33 protein-coding genes and 1 pseudogene are annotated in these 25,895 nt (G+C 35.8%); 18 read left to right on the top strand and 16 right to left on the bottom strand.

The features are described 5' to 3' along the window. Positions 1–109: 109 nt before the first annotated feature. Together MKY65_RS12020 and MKY65_RS12025 are read left to right on the top strand one after the other, a co-directional pair. The gene (locus MKY65_RS12020) at positions 110–463 is read left to right on the top strand and encodes a bifunctional hydroxymethylpyrimidine kinase/phosphomethylpyrimidine kinase (protein WP_339177120.1); all 354 of its coding nucleotides are present in this window, start codon (positions 110–112) and stop codon (positions 461–463) included. Between the two features lie 319 nt (positions 464–782). Continuing rightward, on the top strand, positions 783–1,295 hold the full coding sequence (locus MKY65_RS12025) for a DUF402 domain-containing protein (protein ID WP_339177122.1): 513 nt from the start codon (positions 783–785) through the stop codon (positions 1,293–1,295). Between the two features lie 192 nt (positions 1,296–1,487). Here the strand turns inward: MKY65_RS12025 and MKY65_RS12030 are convergent. Further along, positions 1,488–1,783, bottom strand: a pseudogene (locus tag MKY65_RS12030) (transposase); the annotation flags it as partial. A 365-nt stretch (positions 1,784–2,148) separates the two neighbouring features. Here MKY65_RS12030 and MKY65_RS12035 point away from each other — a divergent pair. Continuing rightward, positions 2,149–3,585 carry a polysaccharide deacetylase family protein gene (locus MKY65_RS12035; protein WP_339177125.1) on the top strand — a complete coding sequence of 479 codons (1,437 nt, stop codon included), beginning with the start codon at positions 2,149–2,151 and terminating at the stop codon, positions 3,583–3,585. A gap of 548 nt (positions 3,586–4,133) precedes the next feature. On the opposite strand, the gene MKY65_RS12040 is transcribed toward MKY65_RS12035, so the two are convergent. Then, positions 4,134–4,580, bottom strand: coding sequence for an Lrp/AsnC family transcriptional regulator (locus MKY65_RS12040; RefSeq protein ID WP_339177127.1), 447 nt, complete (start codon positions 4,578–4,580; stop codon positions 4,134–4,136). 164 nt (positions 4,581–4,744) lie between these two features. Between MKY65_RS12040 and MKY65_RS12045 the strand changes: the two genes are divergently transcribed. Continuing rightward, positions 4,745–5,302 carry a cysteine hydrolase family protein gene (locus MKY65_RS12045; RefSeq protein WP_339177129.1) on the top strand — a complete coding sequence of 186 codons (558 nt, stop codon included), beginning with the start codon at positions 4,745–4,747 and terminating at the stop codon, positions 5,300–5,302. Positions 5,303–5,500: 198 nt separating this feature from the next. Next, the gene (locus tag MKY65_RS12050) at positions 5,501–5,749 is read left to right on the top strand and encodes a hypothetical protein (RefSeq protein ID WP_339177130.1); all 249 of its coding nucleotides are present in this window, start codon (positions 5,501–5,503) and stop codon (positions 5,747–5,749) included. 200 nt (positions 5,750–5,949) lie between these two features. On the opposite strand, the gene MKY65_RS12055 is transcribed toward MKY65_RS12050, so the two are convergent. Beyond that, a complete protein-coding gene (locus MKY65_RS12055; RefSeq protein ID WP_339177132.1) occupies positions 5,950–6,618 on the bottom strand; it encodes a DNA alkylation repair protein in 669 nt (222 codons plus the stop codon). Positions 6,619–6,653: 35 nt separating this feature from the next. Continuing rightward, positions 6,654–6,989 carry a helix-turn-helix domain-containing protein gene (locus MKY65_RS12060; protein WP_339177133.1) on the bottom strand — a complete coding sequence of 112 codons (336 nt, stop codon included), beginning with the start codon at positions 6,987–6,989 and terminating at the stop codon, positions 6,654–6,656. A gap of 118 nt (positions 6,990–7,107) precedes the next feature. Between MKY65_RS12060 and MKY65_RS12065 the strand changes: the two genes are divergently transcribed. Further along, entirely contained in the window at positions 7,108–8,136 is a 1,029-nt protein-coding gene (locus MKY65_RS12065; RefSeq protein ID WP_339177136.1) for a zinc-binding alcohol dehydrogenase family protein, read from the top strand. A 201-nt stretch (positions 8,137–8,337) separates the two neighbouring features. On the opposite strand, the gene MKY65_RS12070 is transcribed toward MKY65_RS12065, so the two are convergent. Then, the gene (locus tag MKY65_RS12070) at positions 8,338–9,087 is read right to left on the bottom strand and encodes an MFS transporter (RefSeq protein ID WP_339185228.1); all 750 of its coding nucleotides are present in this window, start codon (positions 9,085–9,087) and stop codon (positions 8,338–8,340) included. Positions 9,088–9,315: 228 nt separating this feature from the next. Here MKY65_RS12070 and MKY65_RS12075 point away from each other — a divergent pair, with 228 nt between their 5' ends. The 11 genes from MKY65_RS12075 (at position 9,316) to MKY65_RS12125 (ending at position 17,432) form a co-directional block, all read left to right on the top strand. Then, entirely contained in the window at positions 9,316–9,480 is a 165-nt protein-coding gene (locus MKY65_RS12075) for a DUF2197 domain-containing protein (RefSeq protein WP_339177139.1), read from the top strand. A gap of 75 nt (positions 9,481–9,555) precedes the next feature. Then, a complete protein-coding gene (locus MKY65_RS12080; protein ID WP_339177141.1) occupies positions 9,556–9,873 on the top strand; it encodes a metalloregulator ArsR/SmtB family transcription factor in 318 nt (105 codons plus the stop codon). A 143-nt stretch (positions 9,874–10,016) separates the two neighbouring features. Then, positions 10,017–10,445 carry a DMT family transporter gene (locus MKY65_RS12085; protein WP_339177143.1) on the top strand — a complete coding sequence of 143 codons (429 nt, stop codon included), beginning with the start codon at positions 10,017–10,019 and terminating at the stop codon, positions 10,443–10,445. Positions 10,446–10,455: 10 nt separating this feature from the next. Beyond that, on the top strand, positions 10,456–10,944 hold the full coding sequence (locus MKY65_RS12090; protein WP_339177145.1) for a DMT family transporter: 489 nt from the start codon (positions 10,456–10,458) through the stop codon (positions 10,942–10,944). 194 nt (positions 10,945–11,138) lie between these two features. Next, entirely contained in the window at positions 11,139–11,306 is a 168-nt protein-coding gene (locus MKY65_RS12095) for a hypothetical protein (protein WP_339177146.1), read from the top strand. A 249-nt stretch (positions 11,307–11,555) separates the two neighbouring features. Further along, complete coding sequence (locus MKY65_RS12100; protein ID WP_339177147.1) at positions 11,556–11,924, top strand: metalloregulator ArsR/SmtB family transcription factor; 369 nt, start codon at positions 11,556–11,558, stop codon at positions 11,922–11,924. Next, complete coding sequence (locus MKY65_RS12105; RefSeq protein ID WP_339177149.1) at positions 11,917–14,043, top strand: heavy metal translocating P-type ATPase; 2,127 nt, start codon at positions 11,917–11,919, stop codon at positions 14,041–14,043. The genes MKY65_RS12100 and MKY65_RS12105 overlap by 8 nt, the downstream gene beginning before the upstream one ends. Positions 14,044–14,210: 167 nt before the next feature. Then, the gene (locus MKY65_RS12110) at positions 14,211–14,609 is read left to right on the top strand and encodes a hypothetical protein (RefSeq protein WP_339177152.1); all 399 of its coding nucleotides are present in this window, start codon (positions 14,211–14,213) and stop codon (positions 14,607–14,609) included. A 473-nt stretch (positions 14,610–15,082) separates the two neighbouring features. Further along, the gene (gene xerS, locus MKY65_RS12115) at positions 15,083–16,168 is read left to right on the top strand and encodes a tyrosine recombinase XerS (protein WP_339177155.1); all 1,086 of its coding nucleotides are present in this window, start codon (positions 15,083–15,085) and stop codon (positions 16,166–16,168) included. 119 nt (positions 16,169–16,287) lie between these two features. Further along, on the top strand, positions 16,288–16,989 hold the full coding sequence (locus MKY65_RS12120) for an LAGLIDADG family homing endonuclease (protein WP_339177158.1): 702 nt from the start codon (positions 16,288–16,290) through the stop codon (positions 16,987–16,989). A 59-nt stretch (positions 16,990–17,048) separates the two neighbouring features. Further along, positions 17,049–17,432, top strand: a complete 384-nt coding sequence (locus MKY65_RS12125) for an rRNA methyltransferase (RefSeq protein WP_339177160.1) — start codon at positions 17,049–17,051, stop codon at positions 17,430–17,432. A 193-nt stretch (positions 17,433–17,625) separates the two neighbouring features. Here the strand turns inward: MKY65_RS12125 and MKY65_RS12130 are convergent, their stop codons facing one another. Further along, complete coding sequence (locus tag MKY65_RS12130) at positions 17,626–18,114, bottom strand: GNAT family N-acetyltransferase (RefSeq protein WP_339177162.1); 489 nt, start codon at positions 18,112–18,114, stop codon at positions 17,626–17,628. A gap of 144 nt (positions 18,115–18,258) precedes the next feature. Here MKY65_RS12130 and MKY65_RS12135 point away from each other — a divergent pair, with 144 nt between their 5' ends. Continuing rightward, on the top strand, positions 18,259–18,534 hold the full coding sequence (locus MKY65_RS12135) for an acylphosphatase (protein WP_339177164.1): 276 nt from the start codon (positions 18,259–18,261) through the stop codon (positions 18,532–18,534). 47 nt (positions 18,535–18,581) lie between these two features. On the opposite strand, the gene cls is transcribed toward MKY65_RS12135, so the two are convergent. From cls to tatA (MKY65_RS12185), 10 genes are all read right to left on the bottom strand, one after another. Then, entirely contained in the window at positions 18,582–20,039 is a 1,458-nt protein-coding gene (cls, locus tag MKY65_RS12140; RefSeq protein WP_339185230.1) for a cardiolipin synthase, read from the bottom strand. 162 nt (positions 20,040–20,201) lie between these two features. Further along, positions 20,202–21,719, bottom strand: a complete 1,518-nt coding sequence (locus tag MKY65_RS12145) for an FAD-dependent oxidoreductase (RefSeq protein WP_339177166.1) — start codon at positions 21,717–21,719, stop codon at positions 20,202–20,204. A gap of 137 nt (positions 21,720–21,856) precedes the next feature. Beyond that, positions 21,857–22,096 carry a ferredoxin family protein gene (locus MKY65_RS12150; protein ID WP_017796848.1) on the bottom strand — a complete coding sequence of 80 codons (240 nt, stop codon included), beginning with the start codon at positions 22,094–22,096 and terminating at the stop codon, positions 21,857–21,859. Between the two features lie 140 nt (positions 22,097–22,236). Continuing rightward, a complete protein-coding gene (locus MKY65_RS12155) occupies positions 22,237–22,440 on the bottom strand; it encodes a DUF6501 family protein (RefSeq protein ID WP_042534067.1) in 204 nt (67 codons plus the stop codon). 42 nt (positions 22,441–22,482) lie between these two features. Further along, positions 22,483–23,442, bottom strand: coding sequence for a peptide-methionine (R)-S-oxide reductase MsrB (gene msrB, locus MKY65_RS12160; RefSeq protein ID WP_339177171.1), 960 nt, complete (start codon positions 23,440–23,442; stop codon positions 22,483–22,485). A 123-nt stretch (positions 23,443–23,565) separates the two neighbouring features. Next, the gene (gene vrrA / locus MKY65_RS12165; protein ID WP_339177173.1) at positions 23,566–24,075 is read right to left on the bottom strand and encodes a VrrA/YqfQ family protein; all 510 of its coding nucleotides are present in this window, start codon (positions 24,073–24,075) and stop codon (positions 23,566–23,568) included. A gap of 272 nt (positions 24,076–24,347) precedes the next feature. Then, entirely contained in the window at positions 24,348–24,572 is a 225-nt protein-coding gene (locus MKY65_RS12170) for a YozE family protein (protein WP_339177175.1), read from the bottom strand. Between the two features lie 12 nt (positions 24,573–24,584). Beyond that, the gene (tatC, locus tag MKY65_RS12175) at positions 24,585–25,340 is read right to left on the bottom strand and encodes a twin-arginine translocase subunit TatC (RefSeq protein WP_339177177.1); all 756 of its coding nucleotides are present in this window, start codon (positions 25,338–25,340) and stop codon (positions 24,585–24,587) included. Positions 25,341–25,411: 71 nt separating this feature from the next. Beyond that, a complete protein-coding gene (gene tatA / locus MKY65_RS12180) occupies positions 25,412–25,582 on the bottom strand; it encodes a twin-arginine translocase TatA/TatE family subunit (RefSeq protein WP_040982187.1) in 171 nt (56 codons plus the stop codon). 35 nt (positions 25,583–25,617) lie between these two features. Beyond that, entirely contained in the window at positions 25,618–25,821 is a 204-nt protein-coding gene (gene tatA, locus MKY65_RS12185) for a twin-arginine translocase TatA/TatE family subunit (RefSeq protein ID WP_339177178.1), read from the bottom strand. Positions 25,822–25,895 lie beyond the last annotated feature (74 nt).

The following is a 25,895-nucleotide window of genomic DNA, read 5'->3' on the forward strand; positions in this document are numbered from 1 at the left end:
TATATGGTATTTAGTAAGACCAGCATAGGGAGCAAGTCATTTGCAGTTGCTAAAAATGGCACGCTTCTAATCGAAGTATGTCATTTTATTTTTTTAGGAGAGATGATTTTTGAAAAAAGCATTAACCATTGCAGGATCAGTTTGTACTGGTAGTGCAGGTATTCAGGCGGGTATGAAAACTTTTTCCGCACACGGTGTATTTGGGATGTCCGTGATTACTTCTGTAATTGCTGAAAATAAAGCAAGAGTCATTTCGTATCAAGTAATCACTCCAAATATTCCTGAAGCTGAGAAAATCGCTAAATTGGAAATCAAATCGCTTAACAATCTGAAAAATACTGCAAAGCAAATTTACCAATTAACAGGCGTTTTAACTCTTATTAAAGGAGGACACAGAATGGATAATGCGACTGGTATTCTCTATGACGGAAACTTATATCATGAATTTTCAAGGAAAGAATAGATACTAAAAATACACATAGTACAGGCGCACCTATTCTTCTGCTGTTGCTTCTCATTTAGCACTAGGTGAATCTCTCGAAGAATCTGTTAAGGTGCAAAAGAATATGTAACAGCTGCAATCAGACATGCCTTACCATTAGGAAATGGGCATGGTCCAACGAATTATTTTTATAATTTATACAAATATGGACTATAGGAAAAATAAACAAATGGGTAACTTTTACATTGATTATTTGGAATAATACTCCTTTTTAAACTCACAACGGATTTATACAAGTAAAAAATGATTACCTTTTAGGTTAAGAGGTGTGCTTTACAATATGAAAAATAAATTAATAATAGAAAAGAAAATTAGATATGATTCTTCTATTGTGGAATATCAATGCCTTCCAGTGAAGGTTCTAAACAATAAAGAAGCAGTCTTATATCACAAAGTTAAGCGTTCTTTTGAAATGCCAGTAGACAACTCTATACTTAAAGTGCCAAAAGGTAGTTATACCTTGGCTTTTTATTGGTGTGATAAACCCTATAATGTTTATGTATTCAGGGATGGGAATAACCAAATAATTGGCTTATATATTAATATAGTCAAGCACACCGAAATTAATCAAAAGGCTGTAACATTTAATGATTTAATTATAGATATTGTTATAACGCCAAGCGGCAAATATTCTGTTCTAGATGAAGATGAACTGCCAGAAGCCTTAGATATATTTGAGGGCGGCAATGTAAATGTAGTATTAAAAAAATTATTGTATTCTTTAACACCCATAACAAATTATATTATCACTGAATCTGAAGAAATCCTTAAAAAATGGAATAAAAGGTGCTAATAAATCAAAAAGAACTTGTATTTTTATTGCAGTTATATGTTTTATTATCGACAAGTTGTTTTTTATTTTCTTTCAAAATAATTTTTTCAAAAGCTGAAATATTATAAGAAGATGAAAGTATATGGTATTCATAAGAAAAATAACTATTTTTGGGCAGACTTCTCCCTTGGTTTTTCAAAGGTTTAAAAATTTCTAGGTGTTTCCTTTTCCATTCACTCTAATTGAAGCACTTGAAACATTTCGTAACACTTTGCAGAAGAAAGATGCATAGACAAAACTTGAAGCCAGTTGAAATAGAAAGAACGCCTTGATTTCACTAATTTACTGGCAACTTTGATAATACATGTTCGGATCGTCTGGTTCTGTCTTTGTCCTTCCGAGAAACAAAGAGTGCGCAGCCAATTAGTCAGATTATATGCCAATAAACTCAGCATCATCCGAGCTTTATTTGCCTGAAAAGAGTGGTTACTCATGCAATCCAAACCAAAAATCAATTTGCCGCTTCTTTTGGGAAGCAGGAGCACTTTTTCCATCAAATTCTTAAAAAATTATTTCACCGGTCTCGGAGGATAATTCGCTTTGCGATTGAAATCAAGTGTGATTTGCGGTAAAGCAGCCATGATAAGAACCCTTTATATTAGTTATTTCTTCGGAGTTTACCTTTATCAGAAATGGGTTCTTTTTTCATTTATTTAGTGTAGTTCTTACCTACCAAAGTAATAGAATACAAATTTAAAATAAACCAAAAGCCTTGCACAGAAAGTGTTTTTTTGTTTAAAATTAGATAGGAAATTTTTTTAATGATAACATAGCATTCTATTAAACTAATACTTAAAGGAAATGAGTGTACAACATGATTAGACGTATAAAATTACCTGGTTGGATTGTTATTTTCTTGTTACTTGCTGGAATTGTTTTTGGAATAGATAAAGTCTTTGTTAAGGTTTTTGGAGAATCACTTGAACCAAATGAAAAAATTGTAGATTCCAGTGTTTATCCAGGCTTGAACATCGAAACAAAAACAAGAGAAACAGACCTTTATACATCATCAGTGAGTAAACCGTATACAGATAATGAACAGATTAATAAACTCATGAATGAATGGATAGACGAACAGGAAGAAGCATTCACATCAGGCATAGAAGAATCGAAAAACATGCTTGAGGAAAATGATTTTCGTGCGCATTTAAATATTCAAGTAGACACAGAAAAAATAGCTGATAAACTCTATACGATTGAATTCCAAGCATATCAGATAACAGGTGGAGCAAATGGCATAACAAAAATAAAGTCATTCGTCATGGATTTGAATGAAAATAAATTGCTGCAGATTGATGATGTCTTTCAGCTAAATAAATCTTCCATACAGGATATTCAAGAACTGATTATGAACAAACTGCACAGTAATGAAGAAATCAAGCCCTATATATTGGATGAAGAGGCAGAGAAGGCATTAAATGATTCAAACAACTGGAAGTGGTCAGTCACTCCGGACAATGTGATATTTTATTTTGATGAGTATGAAATTGCTGCGGGTGCGGCAGGTTCTATAAAAGTGGAAATTCCAATCAAGGAAATCAAGCCTTACTTGAACGAAACATTTGCGAAAAAGTTAAATATCGAACTTACCGAAGAAGAGACCGAAAAAGAAAAAAAGTCTACAGAGGACTATCCGCAGCTTGATCCGGATGGGAAATATGTTGCTTTAACCTTCGATGATGGTCCACATCCAGAAGTGACACCTAGAATTCTGGATACATTGAAAAAACATGATGCTAAAGCGACGTTTTTCATGCTTGGAACCCAGGTAGAATATTATCCAGAGCTGTCCAAAAAAGTGATGGAAGCAGGGCATGAAATAGGAAGTCATACTATGAATCACTATGATTTAACTGCCTTAGAATTAAATCAAATTATAGTAGAGATGCAACAATCTAATGATATTATTGAAAAAGCTACCGGCAGGACTATAAATTTATTACGTCCGCCTTATGGTGCTTCAAACAGTGATGTAGAGCAGGCAGCATCAGGCATGGACAATTCTCTTATTATGTGGTCAGTCGATTCACTGGATTGGAAAAGTCGTAATGCGGCAGCAGTAAATGAAGAAGTAATGTCTAATGTTTCGCCAGGATCAATTGTGTTAATGCACGATATTCATCCTTCAACAGCGGATGCATTGCCGCAGCTATTGACCTCACTAGAGGAACAAGGCTATCAGATGGTAACTGTTTCACAGCTTCTTGAGTTGTGGGATGAAAAAGATGTCGGTCCGCATTACGGTAAATAGAAGAAGGCGGTGTAAACAGTAAAAGAGCAAATTACTTTTTTCTTCATTCTGTATGATTTATAGTCTGTTAGTTTCTTTTTCATACCGGAACTTTCGGGATTTGTTATAAAAGTAAAGAAACTACTGGAATATAGTTTAGTATATTTTTTTAATCAGATACGACTGTTAAATAATCTAATGAACTTGTTGAGGAGTTGCCATAAAGGCAACTCTTTTTTTGGGGAGCGCTAGTCATGCGACTATCTAAGCGATGAAAATCCACTGCGGGTACACAGTAAACGGGAACTTATTCGATCTTTGTCGAGTATCTTTGTAAGCGGGAAATAATATGACGCCACGACAAATAGCCCTAAAAGGAGTAAAATTTTCGTAAAGAGACTCTACTAGGGCTATTATGCTTGTTTTATACGTTAATCGCTGCAATTAACATTTATAAACCTTACGATCAATGGTTGGAATCGATTAGCTATTGCAGCTGGCCTTATTCCTGGAAGCTACAAACCAGTGACAAAAGATAAGTGAGGAAGGGGTGTATACACCCTTCTCATTTATTTTAATTCTTCTTTCCTATCAAACGGATCAATAACTTTCTTTTCATGTGAAGACAGTACAATATTCGTTGATGGCGTTCCATATTCCATGGTATCATCAATAAATTGTTCTAAGCTCTCCACAGATTGTGTGGCTAATTTGGCAATATAACTCACTTCTCCGGCAACTCGATAACACTCAAGCACATCCGGATGATTATTACAAAAGTTCGATAACGCTTTACAATCAGTTGATTTAAACATGACAAGTGCAGTAATGGGACGATGTAGCTTTTTCAAAGAGACCTGCGCATGATAACCTTCGATAATTTGCTGTTCTTCTAATCTTCGTACTCTTTCAATGACAGATGGGGAGGTTAAATGAACGGCTTTTGCTAACTCCTTCATTGACATTTTCGCATTCTCCTGTAATATCCTCAAAATGTTTCTATCAATTTGATCCATAAAATATCCCAACCTTTTTTTATAAAACAGAATAACTTAAATTCCTAATTATGAAAAGATAAATACTCTAATTTCCTTTTTGAGACTATGTAAAAGCTTTTTATTATTATATAAAATAAGATATTAGAAGGAGAAAGCCATAAAAAGAATGAAGGGGTGACGTTATGGAACGAAATAAAGCTTTAATCATAATAGATGTTCAAAAGGCGTTTGATGACAAAAAGTGGGGAGAGCGGAATAATCTTGATGCAGAAGAAAATATAGAGAAGGTACTAGAACGATGTCATGAACATCAATGGGAGATTATTCATATTCAGCATACTTCCGATAATCCCGAGTCTGTATTTTATTATAAAGGAGAGGGATTTCCTATTAAACAAATGGTCGCTCCTTTTGAACAAGAAAAAGTAATAACGAAAAGAGTGAACAGTGCTTTTATTGGAACAGATTTAGACGAATACTTGCAAGCGTGTCATATTGAAACAATAGCAATTGTTGGGTTAACCACACCGCATTGCGTATCTACAACGACAAGAATGAGCGGGAACTTAGGATATAAAACGTATCTGCTTTCAGATGCCACTGCTGCGTTTGGAATGAAAGATCATCATGGTGAGTTCATAGATGCTGATACAATCCATCATTTGTCGTTGGCTACGATTCATGATGAATTTGCTAATGTGTTAACTACACAGCAGTTTATTCAATCAGTATTAGCATAGAGTTGGCAACAATATCTCTAATCAAAAATAATATCCGATTACACGTACAGCAGGTGTTCTAATTCGTTTAGAATACCTGGATGTAATCTAAGCACAAAACCTTACTACGCTGTAAGGTGATTGTTAGGCACAGCGATAGCTCTTATCCTATAAATAGATATATACTAATTTTCAAATGCAGAGATAAGGGGTGTTGCGTTGTTAAACGTAAAAAAAGTAACAAAGTATGCGATGGGAAAATATCCTAGAGGGCATTTATCTACTTTTTCAGATTATCATACAACAACAGCCATGATGACAGCAGCTTTGACAAAATTGACACTGGAAAAAGAAGTGGAAGGCATTGTTTGTCCTTTTGAAATAACTACTTTAGATGAGTTATTGTCTGTCATCAATTGCCCTAAGCTTCAGATAGAAAAAATAGAAAATAATATACGCATCAAATAACGTGTATCCATTCTATTAAATACTATTTCCGTACTATGGCAGCTGGAAGGTAGTACTTATTAAAGGTAAGCCCCCTGTAGCTCAATAAGTGATAGTGGAATAATCTCTTACACCTTTCTTGCATATTTCACTAACCAGCTGCTATAAAGAGTTGTTTTCTTTATTTTCCAGTCTCACCTAAATAAATTTTTCAGAGGCAGTTATTTATTATTCCGTTTGTTAACTTCAATCGTAATAAACTCCGGCAAATAGCTAGGGGTACATCCTTTTGCTACTATTTCACCCTTGTAAAGACCCGTTTTCTCACCAAGTTTAATACAGCGTGAACGATTCTTTTCATCATAAATGCCTATCCAGCCTGCTGTGAAATTCATAGCCCATTGAACTTCCGGTTCTTCCTGCGTAATATTAGCTTCTAATGCAGATAGCAACTCTGCAGTATTATCAGGCGGTGCTTGTCCGGTCCATCTCAAGCGCGCTTGATAATACCAAAAAGTTCGCCTTTGGAGAGCACGGGGGCTATTTTCCCATGACTGGATCAATGCAATTCTCTTTTTGTCCTTGGTAAGCTGATTAGCCATTAACCAGTCCATTAAGTTATTTCGCTCATCAAAAGTGTGAATCTGCATATCCTTATCAAGCTTATTAAGCACATCTTGTGAAAGAAGCTTTTTATCCATAATTAAGATTGCTAATAGTCTGGGTAAAAACTCTTGGGTCGACCAAAGCTCCAGAGCTAGTTCATGATCTTTTTTTATCTCCTTTGCGATTTTTCGTAAATCTCCCAGTTTCGTTTTACTATTAATTTGAGCTAGAATGTCTTCTGCTTTTAAAAAGTGTTTTATTTCTGCAGTTATTTTTTCATCCATTTTGTACATCTCCCTGATTATTTATTTTCGTGAATTTATTTATGAATCTGATTATACATTTCTCCCCACTTATTCATTTCTGTTATCAAAGGTATTAATGTTTCTCCTAATTCCGTTAAACTGTACTCTGTTTTCGGCGGAATCACCGGATAGACTTTCTTGGAAATAATATTGTCTGCTTCCAGTTCATTTAACTGAAGAGCCAGCATTCTTCGTGAACAGCCTGGCATATAGCGTTGCAATTCACTAAAACGGCAGACCTTATGCTTGATTAAGCGATATAAAATCACACATTTCCATTTCCCAGATATAATCTGTAATGTACTTTCTACCGGGCAGCCATCCATACAATCATGGATTTTTCGTTCCATTTCAATATCCCCTCTCTGCTGGTTACAAAACGGTTACTATGTCACATATATTACACGATTGAAAAGCAATTTCATAATGTTAGAATCGGTCTAGAAAGATACAGAAGGAGGGAATAGAATGAATCGAACAATGAAAGCAATTGGTCTTTATCGTTATTTACCCATTGATCATGAAGAAAGTCTTTTAGATTTAGAAGTGGAAAAACCTAAACCAACAGGAAGAGATGTACTTGTTCAGGTAAAAGCTATCGCTGTGAATCCGGTTGATTATAAAGTCCGCTCACCAAAAGACAAAGTTGAAGAACAACCAAGAATCTTAGGATGGGATGTTTCCGGTATAGTAGAAGAAGTTGGAGAGGATTGTAAACTATTTCAACCAGGTGATAAAGTTTATTATGCGGGGGATTTGACCAGGCCAGGGGGAAATAGTCAGTTTCATCTCGTGGATGAAAGAATTGCAGGTAAAAAGCCGAACTCTTTGGATTTTGCAGAAGCCGCTTCCTTACCGTTAACTTCTATCACAGCTTATGAAGCGCTTTTTGAACGCTTAGCAATCAGTCAGGACAATGAAGATAATAAAGGAAAATCCATTTTAATTATTGGTGCAGGTGGGGGTGTTGGATCAATATCTGTCCAACTGGCTAAAATTGCCGGCTTAACGGTAATCAGTACTGCTTCCAGACCGGAAACAGCTGAATGGACAAAAGAGAAGGGCGCAGATTTTATTATCAACCACTATGAGGATTTTGTACCACAATTAGAAGATCTAGGTATAAACAAGCTAAACTATATTCTATGCCTGCACTCTACAGAAAAACATTGGGAAAACATGGCGGAAAGTATTTCAGCTCAAGGCAAGATTTGCTCCATTGTGGAGACAGACGAGACTCTTAACTTAACACTACTCAAAAACAAGAGTGTCACATTTGCTTGGGAAACGATGTTTACGAAATCAATGTACCAGACAAAAGATATGATCTGCCAGCATCATCTATTAAACCATGTGGCTGAACTGGTGGATAACAATGTAATTCACGCGACTGTTAATAAACAATTATCGCCGATTAATGCGGAAAATTTAAAGGAAGCTCATACCTGGTTGGAAACAGGACAAGCAATTGGAAAAGTTGTTTTGAAAGATTTTTAATAAAACTCAATGTAATATTTACTACTATTGAATATAAAGTTTAGCAATACCGGTATACAATGACTTTCTATTTAAAAAAGGGAGTGCTTGTTTTTATAAAAGTAGCACTCCCTTTTTTTATACTAAAACAATGATTTTAATTGGTTTTAGAATTATACTAATAACTGAAAAATAATAAATTACCCTTTTTTTAACTTTTTTCTAAAAGCCTTTTTTCACGTAAATCAATAAAATAAAGGAAAAGATTACTCCTATGCCTGTAATCGCAGCACCTGCAAGATTAACAGAATCCATCCCAAAGCCAGCTCGTATAGTTTCTCCGCCCAGATAAGCACCGATGGCGTTGGCTAAGTTAAAAGCGGAGATATTGACTGCTGCTGCCAAGGTAGGAGCTTCTTTGGCAGACTGTACAATTTTCGTCTGCAATAACGGTACGGTCGCAAAAGCTGTAAACCCAAAGACAAAAACAGTTATTGAAGCAAGTATCTGATTATGAACAGTCCAGGTGAACAATACTAAAATGGCAGTTAACAGCACGAGTGTAATACTAAGCGTCGGCATCAACCATCGATTAGCAAGTTTTCCTGCTGTTACTGTGCCTAAGAAGGAACCTATTCCAAATATAAATAGAAGTGTGGTAATATGCTTCAGCTGAAAAACCGGCAAACGTTTCAAGCTGTGGTGCAATATACGTATGGAAGCAAAAATACCGCCATATCCGAAGATAGTTATCAATAGAACGAGAATAATTTGCGGATTTTTAAAAGCTTCCAATTCCGATTTCAAAGATTGATACTGAAATTTGATTTGACTTGGAATATGTATAACCAATATGATTACTGCTACTATACCAAGACAGGTTACTATCCAAAAAGTTGTCTGCCATCCCCAAGCATGACCAATAAATGTACCAAGCGGAACACCTAAAACCGTCGAAAGAATAGGCTTTATACGAGGAAAAGTTCCTTCTGTTACAGCTCAATAAGCGAATAAGATTATCCTTATCAAAATAAAGTATTTCATTTATCTAAACCAGCTGTTCATTTGCAGTTGGGTTTTTTAGTTGTTTTAGCGAAAAAATAAAGTGAAGATTTTTATTATATGATAAGGTAAACGTAGAGTTATATTTATATTTACATTGAAATGGCCTGAAATTCATTATCATCTGAGGAGGCTAATATGTTTTGTTATGAGGCGCTTTGTTATAATTGTAAAAAGGTATTCAAGGTATACGAAGGAAGTCCAAAATATAAACTAGTTAAGGAAAAAAAGACAAAGTATTTTTGTTGTGAAGATTGTGATCATAAAATACGTATGGAAGCAATAAAAAACTTTTTTAGATAGGATGTTTTGGATTATTTATTATTAGTACGATTTAATCTGTTTGACATTTCGAGAATCTTCGAATAAGATAAGTCTATGACAAATTTAAGTGAGATTTTTAAAGTGTTGGGAAATGAAAAAAGACTCGATATGTTGCGATGGTTAAAAGATCCAATGGACCACTTTGAAAAGTCGACTGCACACCTTTCCAAAAATATCAGTGAAAAAGGGGGCGTCTGTGTAGGTGACATCCAAGAGAAAGCACAAATGTCACCATCCACTGTATCGCATTATTTAAAGATGATGCAGCAGGCAGGTCTTTTGGAATCTGAGCGCCATGGGCAATGGACTTACTATCGTCGAAATGAAGAAAAAATAGAGGAAATAGTTTCTCTTATAAAAAAAGATCTGTAGATCTTTTTTTACCTCTATTATAAATTCGTTATTTCTCGAAATATATAAATGATGCTCTTTTTCGAGGTCAGGTGTTTTATTTTTTACCTTTTATTTCGTTATTTCTCGAAATATAAAATAGATATTTGTGGGAGTTGAATTTTTTGAAGATTTTATTTTATGGTGTGGCACTATTAGCAGGAGTCACATTAAGCGTGGAAGGAGCAATATATGCAGTACTTGGAGAATCGATTGGAAAATTAGAAAGCAGTCTTTATAACTTTGCTGTGGGAACGATTATTCTTGGCGTTGCTTTACTCTTTTGGGGAAAAGGATCATTAGCTTACACAGTGAAAGCACCGAAATGGCAACTGACAGGAGGTTTGTTAGGAATTATATATTTGACCATTCTAGTTATTGGCATTCCGCTGATAGGTGTAGGCCTGGCTATGAGCAGTGTTGTTGTCGGGCAATTGGTTATGAGTATGGTTATCGAACATAAAGGCTGGCTGGGCAGTCCAAAAATAAAAGTGAGACCAGAAAAAATTATTGCAGCAATACTTATGATTACTTCATTATTTCTTATTTACTAGGAGGTTAAGAATGTCGATTTTTATTTTAATTGCTTCACTCATTGGCGGTGTCCTGTTAAGTGCACAATCATCCGTAAATGGTTCTTTCAGCAGTAAAGCAGGCACATTGGAAAGTGCTTTTCTAACCTTTATTACTGGTGGGATGATGCTGTTTATCGTTGTTTTATTTTTCGGAACCGGAAATTTCTTATCCTTTTTAGAAGCACCCAAATGGCAGCTGGCAGCTGTTTGGTTCGGCGTAGGTTATTTATTTTTAACAATACTTGCTGTGCCGAAAATTGGTGTTATCGCAACAAATCTAGCTGCAATTATTGGGCAGCTGTCAATGGGAATGCTGATTGACCATTTCGGCTGGTTCGGCGGCATGCTGGTACCACTTGACTGGCAACGATTGTTGGCACTTCTATTAATGTTTATAGCGCTTCGGTTGATTTATCAGGCGAATATAAAAGAGCGTAAAGAGAGAGGTCAGATATCGGTACTTAAAGCAAATGATTGAACGCAATGACGGCAGAGTTATCTTTATTGGGAGTGAAGATTCTTTAGATAAAAATACCGATTTCTCCATTTAATTCTTCAAGATGAAGATTAGGAGCAGTTATTCAAAATCGTTCTACAACCACTATTTGGAAGTAATTATCGCCATGCTATTACTATGTTTTGTACATACTAAAAGATAAGGAGGTGGCAGCAATGAGTAAAAAGAATAAAAATAAGAATAAGAAAAACCAATTATTTGAAGATAACAAAGGCGTTCAAGCTGTGCAAAATCAATTGAACGAAAGTTATCAAAGCGGAGTGGTTGAGGATCAATTAGAAAACAATCGGGGAATTCACCATTTTAATAATAAGAGCAGATAAACTTTTACTAAGGCTTGAACATAACTAGCCAAAGTTAACTTTAAAATGGTTCTGATCATCTTTTTTGATGGTTGGAACCATTTTTAAGTTGGGTAAGTTTATTCCATGAGCCACATAGCTGTCTAAATAAATTGACAGCAGATATATAGACGCTAACTGCCCATTATTCAAATATTCACTTGAATGAAGTTTAGAAATAGTATATTATATATTCAAATCAATACTTGAATGAAAACGAGGATGGTAAAATTGGTAAAAAAAGATATGTGTGAAGTTTATTGTTATGATGCGGAGAAAGTTAACCGAATTCAAGGCGAATTACAAAAAGAAGATTTTTCTCGTGTTTCTCAATTGTTTAAAGTACTTGCAGATGAAAACAGAACAAAAATTTCTTATGCATTATGTATTGATAATGAGTTGTGTGTATGTGACATTGCGAATATCATTGGTTCCTCTGTAGCAACAGCTTCTCACCACCTGCGAACACTTCATAAACAAAATATTGTGAAGTACCGGAAAGAAGGGAAACTTGCTTTTTACTCATTGGATGATGACCATATGAAACAATTAATTTTCATTACATTAGTTCATCTAAAAGAGGAGAAAGCAAATGTCTGAATTACTCACAAAAGAAGAAATGAAAGCTTATCGTGTCCAAGGATTCAGTTGTGCAGGGTGTGCAAAAACTTTTGAAAATAACGTCAAGAAATTACATGGTGTGGAAGAGGCTGAAGTAAATTTTGGAGCGTCAAAAGTTTATGTAAAGGGGAAAATCACTATTGAAGAGCTTGAAAAAGCTGGATCCTTTGAAAATTTAAAGGTGCGAGATGAAAAAGATCAAAAAGTTGCTCATGAACCTTTTTGGAAACAGAAAGAAAATATAAAGGTCTATATTTCAGCATTGTTACTTTTGGTTAGCTGGTTTTTAGGAAAGCAATTAGGAGAAGAACATTTTCTTCCGACTATTGGGTATGCAACGTCTATTTTAATTGGTGGTTACACACTATTTATTAAAGGGCTTAGAAATCTAAGTAGATTACAATTCGATATGAATACGCTTATGACTATTGCGATTATCGGTGCAGCCATCATCGGCGAGTGGTTAGAAGGAGCGACGGTTGTTATCCTTTTTGCTATTAGTGAAGCTTTAGAACGTTACTCCATGGATAAAGCACGCCAATCAATTGAATCCTTAATGGACATTGCACCTAAACAAGCATTAATCCGTCGAGGAAACCAAGAAGTAAGTATCCATGTAGATGATATTCAAATTGGAGATTTAATGATTGTAAAGCCCGGACAGAAATTAGCAATGGATGGTACGGTTTTGAAAGGAACATCTACATTAAATCAGGCTGCTATTACAGGGGAAAGTATTCCTGTTATAAAAACAGTTAATGATGAAGTTTTTGCTGGAACATTAAATGAAGAAGGTTTGCTTGAAGTCAGCGTAACCAAACGAGCGGAAGATACTACACTTTCAAAGATCATTCATCTTGTAGAAGAAGCGCAGGCAGAACGGGCACCTTCTCAAGCATTTGTTGATAAATTTGCTAAATATTATACTCCAGCTATTGTTATTTTAGCTATGTTCATTGCTGTTATCCCGCCATTATTCATTGGTGGAGATTGGAGTTCATGGGTTTATCAAGGATTAGCTGTTCTCGTAGTTGGCTGTCCCTGCGCGCTCGTTGTTTCTACTCCAGTTGCCGTAGTGACTGCCATAGGGAACGCTGCCAAAAATGGCGTGTTAATCAAGGGCGGTATCTATTTAGAGGAGACTGGAAATCTTAAATCCATTGCTTTTGATAAAACAGGAACCATAACAAAAGGGATTCCTGCTGTTACAGATATTGTAACGTATAGTGGAAACGAAGATGAATTAATGACCATCACAGCAGCAATCGAAAAGGGATCACAACACCCTCTTTCTTCCGCTATTATAAGATTAGCAGAAGAAAAAGGATTACTTTTCAATGATGTTTTTATGGATGAATTTCAATCCATTACAGGAAAGGGTGTCAAAGCAAAGATAAATAATAAAATATATTACGTAGGGAGTCTAAGTCTTTTTCGAGAACTGCATGGTCAAATAAAAAGCAATCAAAAAGAAAAACTTAGTCAATTACAGACAGCTGGTAAAACAGTCATGATTCTAGGAACAGAAACAGAAATCCTTGCATTCATTGCTGTCGCAGATGAAATAAGAGCATCATCTAAAACAGTTATCAGCAAATTGAATCATCTTGGAGTCGACACGGTTATGCTAACAGGTGATAATCGACAAACCGCGAATGCAATTGGTCAACAAATTGGTGTTGCAGATGTCAAAGCTGATTTACTGCCAGAAGATAAGTTGACTTTTATCAAAGAACTTCAAGGAAAACATCAACATGTAGCCATGGTAGGGGATGGTATAAATGACGCTCCAGCCCTTGCAGCTTCCACAGTGGGGATTGCGATGGGCGGAGCAGGAACCGACACGGCGTTAGAAACAGCGGATGTTGCTCTGATGTCTGATGATTTAAATAAGCTGCCATACACCATTCAATTAAGCCGGAAAGCCTTGACAATTATCAAGCAGAACATTACTTTTTCTCTGGGAATTAAAGCTCTCGCATTATGGTTAGTTGTACCCGGCTGGTTAACATTATGGATAGCTATATTTGCAGATATGGGGGCAACATTACTTGTGACATTAAACAGTTTACGATTATTGAGGATAAAAGAAAAATGAGCTTTAAGTTAAATATATCTATTGATATGTAAAACGTTATTTGGACGGTACTTCCTGACAGATAGCGTTTCTTTACATTTATGGTACTTAGAGAAAGAAATTTAAGCAATCGAGAAGAAGCTTTTATAATCCGTTTGTAGTAAACTGATGAAAAGGAGGCGTTTTTCATGAGTACAATGATTTTTGTTAACTTTCCAGTCAAGAATGTTGCTGATGCCACTGCTTTTTACGAAAAACTAGGATTTACGAAGAACGATGACTTCTCTGATACCCATGCAAGCAGTATGGTATGGGATGAAAACTTTTATATTATGCTTTTAGAGCATGCTTTTTATCAACAGTTTCTCAAAGGTAAAAAGATTGCCGATACTCAAAAAGAAAATGCTGCCCTAATCTGCTTTAGTTTAGAAAGTGCTGAAGCAGTCAAAGAATTTGGTCGATTAGCGAAAGCAAATGGCGGCGATGCTTATCATGTCGACATGGGCATGCCGGAAGAACAAATGTATGGCTTAGAGGTGTCTGATATTGATGGAAATATGTTAGAACCGATGTGGATGAAGCAATAGGTATGGAATGAACATGCTATTGGTGTGATAGCTATTGCTTTATGAAGTTGAAAAGTTTTAGTGTGCTTAAAACAAGTGAGTGAAAGATAGAAGTTAAAATAAGCATATAAAAACCATATGGGACAATTCTCAAAAATGATTTAAAATAAAAACCAGATAGTAAGTGAATTATTCAATTAGATCTATAATATATAAATAACTCTATTCAATCCAACTGGCGATTATTTTTCAGTTGGATTTATTTTTTGAATTATTACTTTGAAGAAATACTGTTCTTTATTTTAAAAGAATGTCAACATGAACAAATAGGGGACAGACGGACCAAAACAAGCTTTTATATAGAGGATGAGCAGAGAAGGTTTATTTATTGATATTAAATATTATACAAATAATTTATTACGTAAAATATAAATTTGACGTAATAATTGCAATTCTGATTAAAGTTCTGTAAAATTTATCTATGAGGTGATCTAATGGCAAATCATTCAAAACAGCAACTTTACAATAAACTTCAAACGCTTCTTAAGGAACTTCCTTGGTATGTCGAGGAATTTATCAATCATAAAGAAAGAAAATTATCAGCAGCTTCATTACTCAATTACGCACATGATTATAAAATTTTTTTCAATTGGCTCGTGACCGAAAATTTTTATTCTGGTGAATTGAAAGATCTGCCCCTTGAGTTGCTTGAATCACTAACTGTTCAGGAAGCTGAACGATTTTTGACCTTTCTTAAATACCAATTACATAACAAGGAACTTACAATAAATCGCAAGTTATCTGCTTTAAAATCGCTTTTCAACTACCTGCAAAACATTGCTGAAACACGTGATTTACAGCCATATTTAAAGCGTAATGTGATGGCAAAGCTTGAATTCAACGACATCAAAGAAAGTATGGAAACTACTGCAAACAAAATGGAAGGAAAAATTTTAATTGGTGATGAATATGAACGATTTCGCCAATTTGTTGCCCATGATTATGGCGAGCTTTATAAAGACAATAAAAAGCTTGCAAATTTTCACCGCCTAAATCGTGAACGTGATACAGCGGTTGTCTCGCTTATTTTAGGCTCTGGATTACGACTTTCAGAGGTTGTGAACCTGAATTTAGATGATATTGATCACAGCAAATTTACTGCACGTGTTATTCGTAAAGGAAATAAAGAACAATACGTTTATTTCAGCAAGCAAGCGATGGATGATTTAGATGAATATTTACAAATCAGAGCAAAACGCTATCATGTTGAGAAAACAAACAAAGCTTTATTTATCGCTGCTGCCATGGGACCAAAAGGCACGCCAAGACGACTAACTGCGCGTTCTATTGAAAAGTTAATCGAAAAATATGCCAATGCTTTCGGAAAACCCTCCTTATCTGTTCATAAATTAAGACATTCGTTTGCAACGAGGTATCATAATGAAATTAATGATGTACCTAAGCTAAGGCGCCAACTGGGCCACTCCTCGATACAAACGACGATGATTTATACGCATATTAACAATGATGATTTAAAAAATGCTGTAGATAAGATGGATATGCCTAAAGGTGATGAGTGATTACTAGCGTATTATCCAATTCACTATACGATAAAGTTTTAAATTCTCCTAGGTTTCCACTTGATTAAACGAACGTTTGTTTGTATAATTAGAGAAACTAAACAAAAGGAGATCAAAAAATGCCTAGAAACCCAGGAATTACGGATGAAGCTATTATCAAGATGTATAAAAGCGGTATGCCTTATAAAGAAATGGTTTCTCGTATCGGCATATCCGATCGATCTATTCGTAATGTAATGTATAAACATGGCGTTAAAATGAATAGAGAACAATCTTCAGGACAACCGCGAAAGCATCGAATTAACGAGGATTTCTTCAAAACATGGTCACATGAAATGGCTTGGGTTTTGGGGTTGTTTATAACAGATGGCTGTATCAATAAGAGCATCTCCAGTGTTTCCTTAACTCAAAAAAATCAAACAATACTTCGTCAAGTAGCGAAATATATGGGTGCAGATTACATTTTATCGAAAAAATATAAAACAAGATCAACAGCAACATTAATAATTAATTCAAAAGAAATTAAAAACGATTTAGGGAAGTTAGGGGTATTACCTAATAAATCATTATCCGTACAATTTCCTAAGGTGCCGGATGAGTTCCTCCCCTCTTTTATTCGAGGAGTTATAGATGGTGATGGCTGGATTGATAAAGCAGGATATGCCATGAACATTACATCAGGCAGTAAACCATTTTCAGAAGCCTTATTATCATTATTTTTATCATGGAAATTAAAACCGGAAATCACATCAATCACAGGCCAAAGTGGCAATCCTATTTATCGAGTATGGCTCAACGGAAAAAAGAACTTCAGAAATTAGCAAAAATTGTTTATAAACATACAGATACTAATAACTTTTTAATCTATAAAAGAGTCTATATGACTCAGCATTTAGATAATCCTTATTATGTTGAAGACGAACGAGATGTTCCTAAATGGACACAAAAAGACGAGAAACTGAAACATATAAACTCGGGTTCGAGAATAGCGTTTCGAACGAATATAAGTGTTAGAACATTGGATTGTTTAAAAGTTATTGCTAAAGAACGGAAAATACGTCTCAATCATTTAATCGAAATTGGATTAAAAAATATGCTTGCAAAGAGTGAACTATCAATTACTCTACAAACAAGACCAAATGACCGGATTCAATATAAAACCACTTATGATAAAGATCTGTTAACTGAAGTTAAAAAGTTCGCCAAAGAGAATAATCTATTCATAAATGATGTAATAGAGCATAGTATACATTTTATTGATTGAAAGGTTGTAGTAAGCAGCCTCTTTTCTTTTTAGTTTTTTCGAGTAGACATAATATTTATTATGGGAAACAATAAAATATTTCATCTCATTTCCAAGTATACTTTAGATAGTGAGACAAAATTGAATTTTTAACACTTTTGATTTTATATACCATTGTTTATTCATACGGCTAAATCTACATGATTTATTGATCTCAAACCTGATATTCATAAAGAGCTACAAAAAATTCACCAACTGTCTTTTGACCGACTTGCTGAAATCCCTGACACTCATAAAAATAACATAAATTAGGTCTGTTGGCTGCACAATCCAACCTTATATATTTTTTCTGCTGTATTCTGGCTTGCTGCTTAGCCCAATTTATCAGGTTAACAGAAACGCCTTCTTTAGCATACTTTCTGCGTACAGCAATCTTATGCAAATATAAAGCGTTATTTTTATTTTTATGCGGCCAAAATATGCGATCCTGTCCCTGAACAATTATTGTTCCAGCTGATTCCCCATTTAAAAACCCCATAAACAGTTCATTCAGTGCATGCTTTTCTAATAATGCTTCTTTGGTAAGTTCGCTAGTATACCACATTTTCTTATCTGTTCTCTTTAACCATTCGGCGGCTTCTCTTAAAATCGATGCAAATTCGTCTATTTCTTCCACTTTAATATTTCTTATCACTAATTCCATTTATGTCCCCCCCTCACTCAGATACTTTTATCAATTATTCTTTTCACATTATATTTTTCAGAATATTTATACATTATATTATATCACTTTACTGTAAATTGATAAATAAATTATGCTATCATATCTATCAAGAGGTGATTTTCTATGAAGTATGTATCTGCTAGAGTTCAAGGACGTGTGCAAGGAGTCGGGTTTCGGTACTTTACTCAGCATGCTGCGATGAATCATGATATCGTCGGCTGGGTAAAAAATGAAGATGATGGTGCAGTAGCCTTTGAAGCATATGGAGAAGATGATAATGTAGACCGTTTTCTTGAAGAAATTAAAAAAGGCCCCTCTCGATTTGCAAAAGTAAATGAGATGGATGTCAATAAGCTTTCCGGAGATCCGGAGTATTCCTCTTTTAACGTTAAATATTAAAATGAACATACCGGGTTTAGCTATATTAAGCTAAACCCGGTATGTTCTTATAAGATTGGCGAAAGCAAACGGGAAATATCTTCTTTAAATTTAATCCATAAGGATCGTTTATGATAGCGTTCAAGTGTTAACTCTGAACTTAACTTACAGTCTTCTTCAAATATATTGTGCAATTCATTGGAGACAGCTTCATCATACGTAATCGCATTTACTTCAAAATTTAACCGGAAGCTTCGGGAATCGATATTCATTGTTCCGACAGAAGCCATTTTCTTATCCACTACAATGGTTTTTGCATGCAAGAAGCCATTCTCATAAAGCAATATTTTCGCTCCATATTCTAACAGGTCTCCTGCATATGCCCATGTGGCCCAATACACGAATGGATGATCTGGCTTGCAGGGAATCATGATTCGTATGTCTACTCCTGATAAAAGCGCCATTTTACAAGCATCCATGAAGCTCGTATCGGGTATAAAATACGGCGTTTGAATACAGACACTTTCCTTTGCAGAGAGAATCATCTTAATATACATATTCTTTAAATGCTCCGTCTCTGAGTTCGGACCGCTGGAAACAACTTGAACAGGACTTGTTCCATGGTGCTTCTCTAAATGGAAGCAAAACTTCTTATAATCATCATGAAGCTTATCCTTTCCAGCCTGATGCCAGTCCATAATAAATCGGACCTGTATGTCATTAACAGCATTTCCATATATTTTTAAATGGGTATCGCGCCAGTAACCGAATTTTTTATCCTCTCCAAGGTACTCATCGCCGACGTTGAAGCCGCCAATATAGGAGAAATCACCATCAATGATGACCATTTTTCTGTGATTTCGGTTATTGATCCGGAAGTTAATCAGCTTTAAGAAGGATGGGAAGAACACACGCACTTCTCCTCCTGCCTTTTTTAAGTCGTCAAAGAATCGGGAAGGCAGTTTTTTTGATCCTACTTCATCGTATAAAACACGGACCTTTACGCCTTCTTTTGCTTTAGTAATTAATGCGTCTCTTAATCTTCTCCCCAGATGATCGGGCTGAATTATATAATATTGCACATTGACTTCTTGTTTCGCTTCCTTGATGTCATTCAGAAGAGCATCAAACTTTTTATGGCCATCCTTAAATATGAAAATCTCATTGTCCTCTGATAACCTGCCATGAGAAGAGCGTAAATTCATGGTGACAATGTCATTGTACTGATTTAACCATGGGATATCATCTCGTTTTTCTTCCTCTATCAGTTTTAGTTGTGTGTCCACTTCTTCTTTAAGCAGTTTTTGTTCTTCTGCTGTTAAGCCATAAAAGTTATTCTGTTTTAGACTGCGGCCTAAAAAGATATAAATTAAAAATCCAACAATGGGCAAGAAAAATAAAATAAGCAGCCATGCCCAGGTATAGCCGACATCTCTTTTTTCAAAAAACAGCACACCTAGTGCCAGTAATAAATTAATAAAAATGACGATAGAACCAATCATCGTAATAATATTACCTAATTCCATTTCCAATATGATCACCTGCTTTTTTCTAAATTTGAACTATTTTATTATCCAAATTTATTAGATTCATCCATATTACACTAAATGGAATTAAAAGTTAAGTCAATGATTGTTGCGTAAAAAAGGAACACTTTTATTTGAAAACAAGAGTGTTCCTTTTCTGTATTAATCATCCAGAGATAATTTTCTTAAGGGCTCTTTCGCAGGCCCTGCCAACACCTCGCCGTCATAATGGTAACGAGACCCGTGGCAAGGGCAATCCCATGTTTTATCAGCACCATTCCAATTGACCTCACAGCCTAGATGCGTACAGGTCGTATCCAAAACATGCAGCTTGTCTTCCATATCCTTATAAACACCGGCACGAGATCCATTAATTCTGGTGATGACGGCTTCATCTATTTCTAAATCATCTATTTTTCCCGGTACTGTAAAATCAAGCTTACCTTTTAAAAGCTCTGCGGCAACCTCCATATTAAATTTGAATAGATTCTTTAGCATTGGCTTGGAAGCGAAACGCGCCGGAGAAAATAATTCATTGTATGGATTTTCATCCTTTGCAGCAATACTATCTGCGATAATATTTGCAGCTAATGTGCCATTGGTCATCCCCCATTTTCGATAGCCTGTAGCAATGAAAATCGAAGGGTCATCGTCAGTTATAGGGCCAATGTATGGCATCTTATCCAGGGTGGTAAAGTCCTGCGCAGACCATTGATAAGAAAAGTCCGTTATCTCAAATTGCTCTTTAGCAAACGCTTTTAAATTCTCATAGCATAATTTCTCCTCCGTACTTTCTCCTGAGCGGTGGTTTTCGCCGCCGATAAGAAGATAGGTATCTTTATTATTTAATGTAGCTGTCCGGATAGAACGGGTTGGATTTTCTACATTAATATACATTCCACCCGGGTATTTCCCTGTGTATTTTCCTGATACAATATAAGATTGCTCTGCATACATTTTAGCAAAATAAAGACCTTGATGATCAATATACGGAAATTGGGTAGCTGCTATCAGATAATCACATGCAACACGGTGCTTATCCTTTGTTAAGACAGTATGCTGTCTATTATATTCCAGCTTCATTGCAACGGTTTGCTCGTAAACCTCTGTACCATTTTTTACAGCTTCCTCTAGCATAAATTGTAAATACTTTAATGGATGAAATTGGGCTTGTCCAGTCATTTTTAACGCTTTTTTAAAAGGGATCTCCAGCGGCATTTCTGAGGTAAGCTCTCCTGAAATATCCAAGGTCTTATATGCTTCTGCTTCCTTGTCTAATTGCGATAAATAAGCGTCATCATTTGTATATAGAAATGCATCCTGTTCTTCATAATTACAGTCAATCTGATTTTCCTTGATTTCATTTTTTATAAAATGCATGGTTTCTTGCATGGCCTGATAATATTGTTTTGCTTTTTTCTCGCCCATGGTTTCAATCAGTTCTGAATAAATGACACCATGCTGGGCAGTGATTTTTGCTGAAGTATGTCCAGTCACACCGCTCAGCACACGGTCAGCTTCTATCAGGATAACTTTCATGCCTTTTTTCGAGAGCAGATACGCAGCAGTGATTCCTGTTAATCCGGCTCCGACGATGCAAACTTCTGTTTTCTTTGATTCATCGAGCTTGGGAAAGTCTTGGAATGCGGTATCTGCCTGCCAAATTGATTTTATATCCATATTTAAAGCACCTCACATTTACATGTTTTCTTTAGTATCTCCTGTTTACGTAATCATTACTCAACAGAAATAGAAAGGAATAAATATGAGGGTATAGAAAAAGACTGCTTCTATAAAAGGAAGCAGCCTTTGTATAATTAACGATTTTCAAAAAATAACCGGTTCAATGAAATGTATTCATTCTCCTCTTCCGGCACTTCATCCTCCATATAGATTGCTTCTACTGGACAAACTGCCTCACATGCACCGCAATCGATGCAAATATCCGGATCGATATAGAACATATCTTCGCCTTCTTCTATACAATCAACAGGGCAAACTTCTACACATTCCCCCGCTTTTTCTGTTTTACATGGTGAAGTAATAATGAAAGCCAACGAAATTCTCCTCCTCTTTACCAATAATATTGACATATTAAATCATTATAACGCATTTTAAAATAAAAAGAAACGCTTTATGTAAGCATGAGATAAGACTTTCTCCAAAGCAGAAGGCTTATCTCATGCTATTTTTTGCTTTATTTTTCTTCAAAGTAATCTTTTCTGAATCCTGCTATCCGATCGCTATTGTCAATAATAAAGTAAAACTCTTCTGTTTCATTTTTTACATCATATACCTTCCCCGGTGTAAGCTTACGGTCAACGATAAATTTCTTGGCATTAGCATGTACACATGTGATTTGTTTAATAGTTTCGCTGTTCTCCCAGTCTTTATGAATCATTCTTTTGTTCCCCTTCTCTTGTTTACATAATAATATTATAATCTATTTGAATAGATATAAAAAGTTTCCATACCCTTCTTCTTCCATTTTGTCCTTTGGAATAAAACGCATTGCTGCAGAGTTCATGCAATAGCGTAATCCCCCCGCTTCTTTCGGACCATCTTCAAAAACATGCCCCAAATGCGAATCAGATTGTTTACTGCGTACTTCGGTACGGATCATACCATGTGAAGTGTCGGTTACATCTGTAACCTGCTGCGGGTCGATTGGTTTAGTGAAGCTTGGCCAGCCACAGCCGGCATCGTATTGATCTTTTGATGAAAAAAGAACCTTGCCGGAAATAATATCGACGTAAATACCTTCTTCTTTATTATCCCAATATTCATTATCAAACGGACGTTCTGTCCCATTTTCCTGCGTGACATGATATTGCAGCGGCGTCAGCTTTTCTTGTAATTCTTCTGCAGAAGGTTTATTTTGCCAATTCTCTTTGATAAATCCTTCTCGTCCAGATCCTTTTTTATACATTCTATAATGGAAAGAGCGTTTCTTGTAATAATCATGATGCTCTTCCTCCGCTTCATAAAATGGTTTAGCCGGAAGAATCGGAGTAACAATATCTTTTTTAAATTTTCCACTTTGCTGCAGCAATTCTTTTGAATGCTCCGCTATTTCTTTCTGTTCTTCATCGTGATAGAAAATAGCTGTTTGATAGGATTCACCACGATCATTAAATTGTCCGCCTGCATCGGTCGGGTCAATTTGCTGCCAAAATGTTTCCACAAGCTCCTCATATGGCATAATGCTGGGGTCATATTCTATTTGAACCGCTTCAACATGTCCTGTTGTATTGGAGCAAACCTGCTCATAGGTTGGATTTTCTACATGACCGCCAGTATATCCGGAACGAATGCTGATTACCCCTGGGCGTTCATCAAACGGCTCTACCATACACCAAAAGCATCCTCCTGCAAAAGTGGCGAGTTCTTTTTGTTGTGACATACTTTTTTCCTCCAATCGCTATTTTCCTTCTTGTCTATATACTCTCCCCCTATTTTTCCTTTTTTATAAAAAAAAATCAAGCAGAAGGCTTATTTTAATCATAACTTCAGCCTTCTGCTTGACTTAAACATATAATCTCGGTGTAGAAACACCCTTTTCTCTATTTTGTACAGGTTCTTCTTTTATTTGTGCCGGCTGTTCCGGCTGCTTATTGATTTCTGCTTTTTGCTTTGGACGTTCTGGAGGAATACGCTCTTCCTCTGTTGATTCCTCACTGTCTTCCTTGCTGAATGTTTTAAAAGCCTTCATCATCCTGTACATCGAAGGGAGATTCTTGATCATCGGTCCATACTCTTGCACTAAGGGGGCTGTTGATTGTACAACACCAAGAACCTGCTGTACCCCTCCCAGTGTTTTAGAAAGCGTAGAAACGCCTCCTGATTGAGCCAGACCTTGCGTGACACCTCCGGACCCGGACAATAAACTTGCTAATCCTCTTGATTCACCTTTTGTATTTACAGCTCCGCTTGTGTTTCTTATTTCTCTCGGAATTCCCCTCAAATCATGGCGTCCATTACGAAAAGGGGGCTGCGGCGAACGAGGCATTTGATTTCTGCGTGGAAAAACCATCATTATCAACCCCTTATCCATCCATATTTACTCTTTTTGTGTTCTGCTATAGAATATGCGGAAGCCATATAACTGTGTAGACATTCCCCCCGTATTCATGCAATCATTTCCCGGGAAACCGCAGAAATCACCAATTAAACAACTGGGAAGCCAAAAGAATGTCGAAACCATCCGATATTCGTCAAAAATTCATTAATCAAACGTTTGTTCAACTTTTTTTCCTTAAGCTTTTGCGATGAACTAATGTAATTTTCCCATGAAAAAAGCAGCCTGATTCAGCTGCTGTATTTCCATTCATATTCCGACCAAAGGGCATCAAACGCTGCTAATGCACCAGGAAATGGGCTATTCCATTCAAGGTATTCGCTGATTTCATCATACGTTTCAGCGTACTTCGGGAAATGATGATCGTAGAATGCCCAATCTGCTAATTGAGAATAATCATCCTGCTTCAATTTCCCGCGATGTGTTAATAAAAATTGATAAAAAGATTGACGCATGGTTCCCCTCCCCTATTCATTCATAAAGGCTTCATGTTGTGCTTGTTTTTTTCTATATACCATCTTACATAATTGGATACTCAGTTCGTAAATAATGATTAACGGTATTGCTACTACAATCTGTAGAAAAAAATCAGGCGGTGTAATCAATACCCCGACAACAATTAAAATAAAGTAAGCATATTTACGGTTTTTCACCATAAATGCCGGCGTCAATATTCCCAGGCTTGTCAGGAACATCGTTACAACCGGAAGCTCAAATAAAAAGGCAAAAGGCAGTGTAATCTTTAATAAAAATCCAAAATAACGGTCCACGGTAAACATGATATGAAACATATCATCATTCAAAGATAATAAAAATGGAAAAATCAATTTAATAAATACCACGTAACCAAAGACAAGCCCCAGCACAAATAAAATTAATGATCCTGGTATGTACCCTAAGGATATACGTTTTTCTTTTGCGGTTAAAGCTGGACTGACAAATGCCCAAAGCTGATAAACAATCACAGGTATCGTTGCAGCAAAGGCAAGTAATCCTGCGATGGAAAAATAGATCCAAATAATTTCAGCAGGGCTGATAACTGTCAGCTGCATATCGATATCATCCACAAAAAACTGATAAATGCTTTTCACATTAATAAAGCCGACAATAAAAAACAATAAGAATATAATCGCTGTAACAATTAAACGATTTCGGAGTTCTGTCAAATGTCCTCCAACGTTCATTTCTTTTTCTCCAGGTATCTGCTCTTCTGGCTCAGACATAGTTCACCCCACCTTTTTAATTGATGACACAAAAGAGATGCAAGGAATAATCCCTACACCTCTGCATTTGATTATTGTTTCTTTTTAGGATTGTCATTCAAAATATCCTGACTTGCATTTTTAAACTCTTTTAATGTTGTTCCAAGCGCTCTTCCGATTTCAGGAAGTTTATTTGGACCAAAGACAATTAAAGCAGCAATAATGATTAAAATTAAACCGGGAAATCCGATATTTGAAAATATGTTCATTATCCTTCACTCCATATATGAGACTGAACTCATTTTTCTTCTTTCACAATCGATTTAACCTCTTTGGTCTCATCGGTGATATCCTGCGTTAAATCACGCGTAGAACTTTTAAATTCCTTCAGCGATTGTCCGGCAGCCTTCCCTATTTGCGGAAGCTTATTAGGTCCAAAGATAATAAGGGCTAATATCACGATCAATATAAGTCCTGGAACGCCTATACTTGCAATACCCATCTATTGACACCTTCTTTATTTATATTGTGTCCTCTAATAGAACATTATCTCTTTCCATCATAGCATGTTTAGAA

This window comes from Oceanobacillus sp. FSL W7-1293 (assembly GCF_037969815.1).
Lineage (GTDB): Bacteria > Bacillota > Bacilli > Bacillales > Amphibacillaceae > Oceanobacillus > Oceanobacillus oncorhynchi.

Bases quoted from the DNA above. Each gene is read 5' to 3' on its own strand.
- MKY65_RS12025 (WP_339177122.1), top strand. From the start codon at position 783: ATGAAAAATAAATTAATAATAGAAAAGAAAATTAGATATGATTCTTCT.
- MKY65_RS12035 (WP_339177125.1), top strand. From the start codon at position 2,149: ATGATTAGACGTATAAAATTACCTGGTTGGATTGTTATTTTCTTGTTA.
- MKY65_RS12040 (WP_339177127.1), bottom strand. From the start codon at position 4,580: ATGGATCAAATTGATAGAAACATTTTGAGGATATTACAGGAGAATGCG.
- MKY65_RS12045 (WP_339177129.1), top strand. From the start codon at position 4,745: ATGGAACGAAATAAAGCTTTAATCATAATAGATGTTCAAAAGGCGTTT.
- MKY65_RS12055 (WP_339177132.1), bottom strand. From the start codon at position 6,618: ATGGATGAAAAAATAACTGCAGAAATAAAACACTTTTTAAAAGCAGAA.
- MKY65_RS12060 (WP_339177133.1), bottom strand. From the start codon at position 6,989: ATGGAACGAAAAATCCATGATTGTATGGATGGCTGCCCGGTAGAAAGT.
- MKY65_RS12065 (WP_339177136.1), top strand. From the start codon at position 7,108: ATGAATCGAACAATGAAAGCAATTGGTCTTTATCGTTATTTACCCATT.
- MKY65_RS12075 (WP_339177139.1), top strand. From the start codon at position 9,316: ATGTTTTGTTATGAGGCGCTTTGTTATAATTGTAAAAAGGTATTCAAG.
- MKY65_RS12080 (WP_339177141.1), top strand. From the start codon at position 9,556: ATGACAAATTTAAGTGAGATTTTTAAAGTGTTGGGAAATGAAAAAAGA.
- MKY65_RS12090 (WP_339177145.1), top strand. From the start codon at position 10,456: ATGTCGATTTTTATTTTAATTGCTTCACTCATTGGCGGTGTCCTGTTA.
- MKY65_RS12095 (WP_339177146.1), top strand. From the start codon at position 11,139: ATGAGTAAAAAGAATAAAAATAAGAATAAGAAAAACCAATTATTTGAA.
- MKY65_RS12105 (WP_339177149.1), top strand. From the start codon at position 11,917: ATGTCTGAATTACTCACAAAAGAAGAAATGAAAGCTTATCGTGTCCAA.
- MKY65_RS12110 (WP_339177152.1), top strand. From the start codon at position 14,211: ATGAGTACAATGATTTTTGTTAACTTTCCAGTCAAGAATGTTGCTGAT.
- xerS (WP_339177155.1), top strand. From the start codon at position 15,083: ATGGCAAATCATTCAAAACAGCAACTTTACAATAAACTTCAAACGCTT.
- MKY65_RS12120 (WP_339177158.1), top strand. From the start codon at position 16,288: ATGCCTAGAAACCCAGGAATTACGGATGAAGCTATTATCAAGATGTAT.
- MKY65_RS12125 (WP_339177160.1), top strand. From the start codon at position 17,049: ATGACTCAGCATTTAGATAATCCTTATTATGTTGAAGACGAACGAGAT.
- MKY65_RS12130 (WP_339177162.1), bottom strand. From the start codon at position 18,114: ATGGAATTAGTGATAAGAAATATTAAAGTGGAAGAAATAGACGAATTT.
- MKY65_RS12135 (WP_339177164.1), top strand. From the start codon at position 18,259: ATGAAGTATGTATCTGCTAGAGTTCAAGGACGTGTGCAAGGAGTCGGG.
- cls (WP_339185230.1), bottom strand. From the start codon at position 20,039: ATGGAATTAGGTAATATTATTACGATGATTGGTTCTATCGTCATTTTT.
- MKY65_RS12145 (WP_339177166.1), bottom strand. From the start codon at position 21,719: ATGGATATAAAATCAATTTGGCAGGCAGATACCGCATTCCAAGACTTT.
- MKY65_RS12155 (WP_042534067.1), bottom strand. From the start codon at position 22,440: ATGATTCATAAAGACTGGGAGAACAGCGAAACTATTAAACAAATCACA.
- msrB (WP_339177171.1), bottom strand. From the start codon at position 23,442: ATGTCACAACAAAAAGAACTCGCCACTTTTGCAGGAGGATGCTTTTGG.
- vrrA (WP_339177173.1), bottom strand. From the start codon at position 24,075: ATGATGGTTTTTCCACGCAGAAATCAAATGCCTCGTTCGCCGCAGCCC.
- MKY65_RS12170 (WP_339177175.1), bottom strand. From the start codon at position 24,572: ATGCGTCAATCTTTTTATCAATTTTTATTAACACATCGCGGGAAATTG.
- tatC (WP_339177177.1), bottom strand. From the start codon at position 25,340: ATGTCTGAGCCAGAAGAGCAGATACCTGGAGAAAAAGAAATGAACGTT.
- tatA (WP_339177178.1), bottom strand. From the start codon at position 25,821: ATGGGTATTGCAAGTATAGGCGTTCCAGGACTTATATTGATCGTGATA.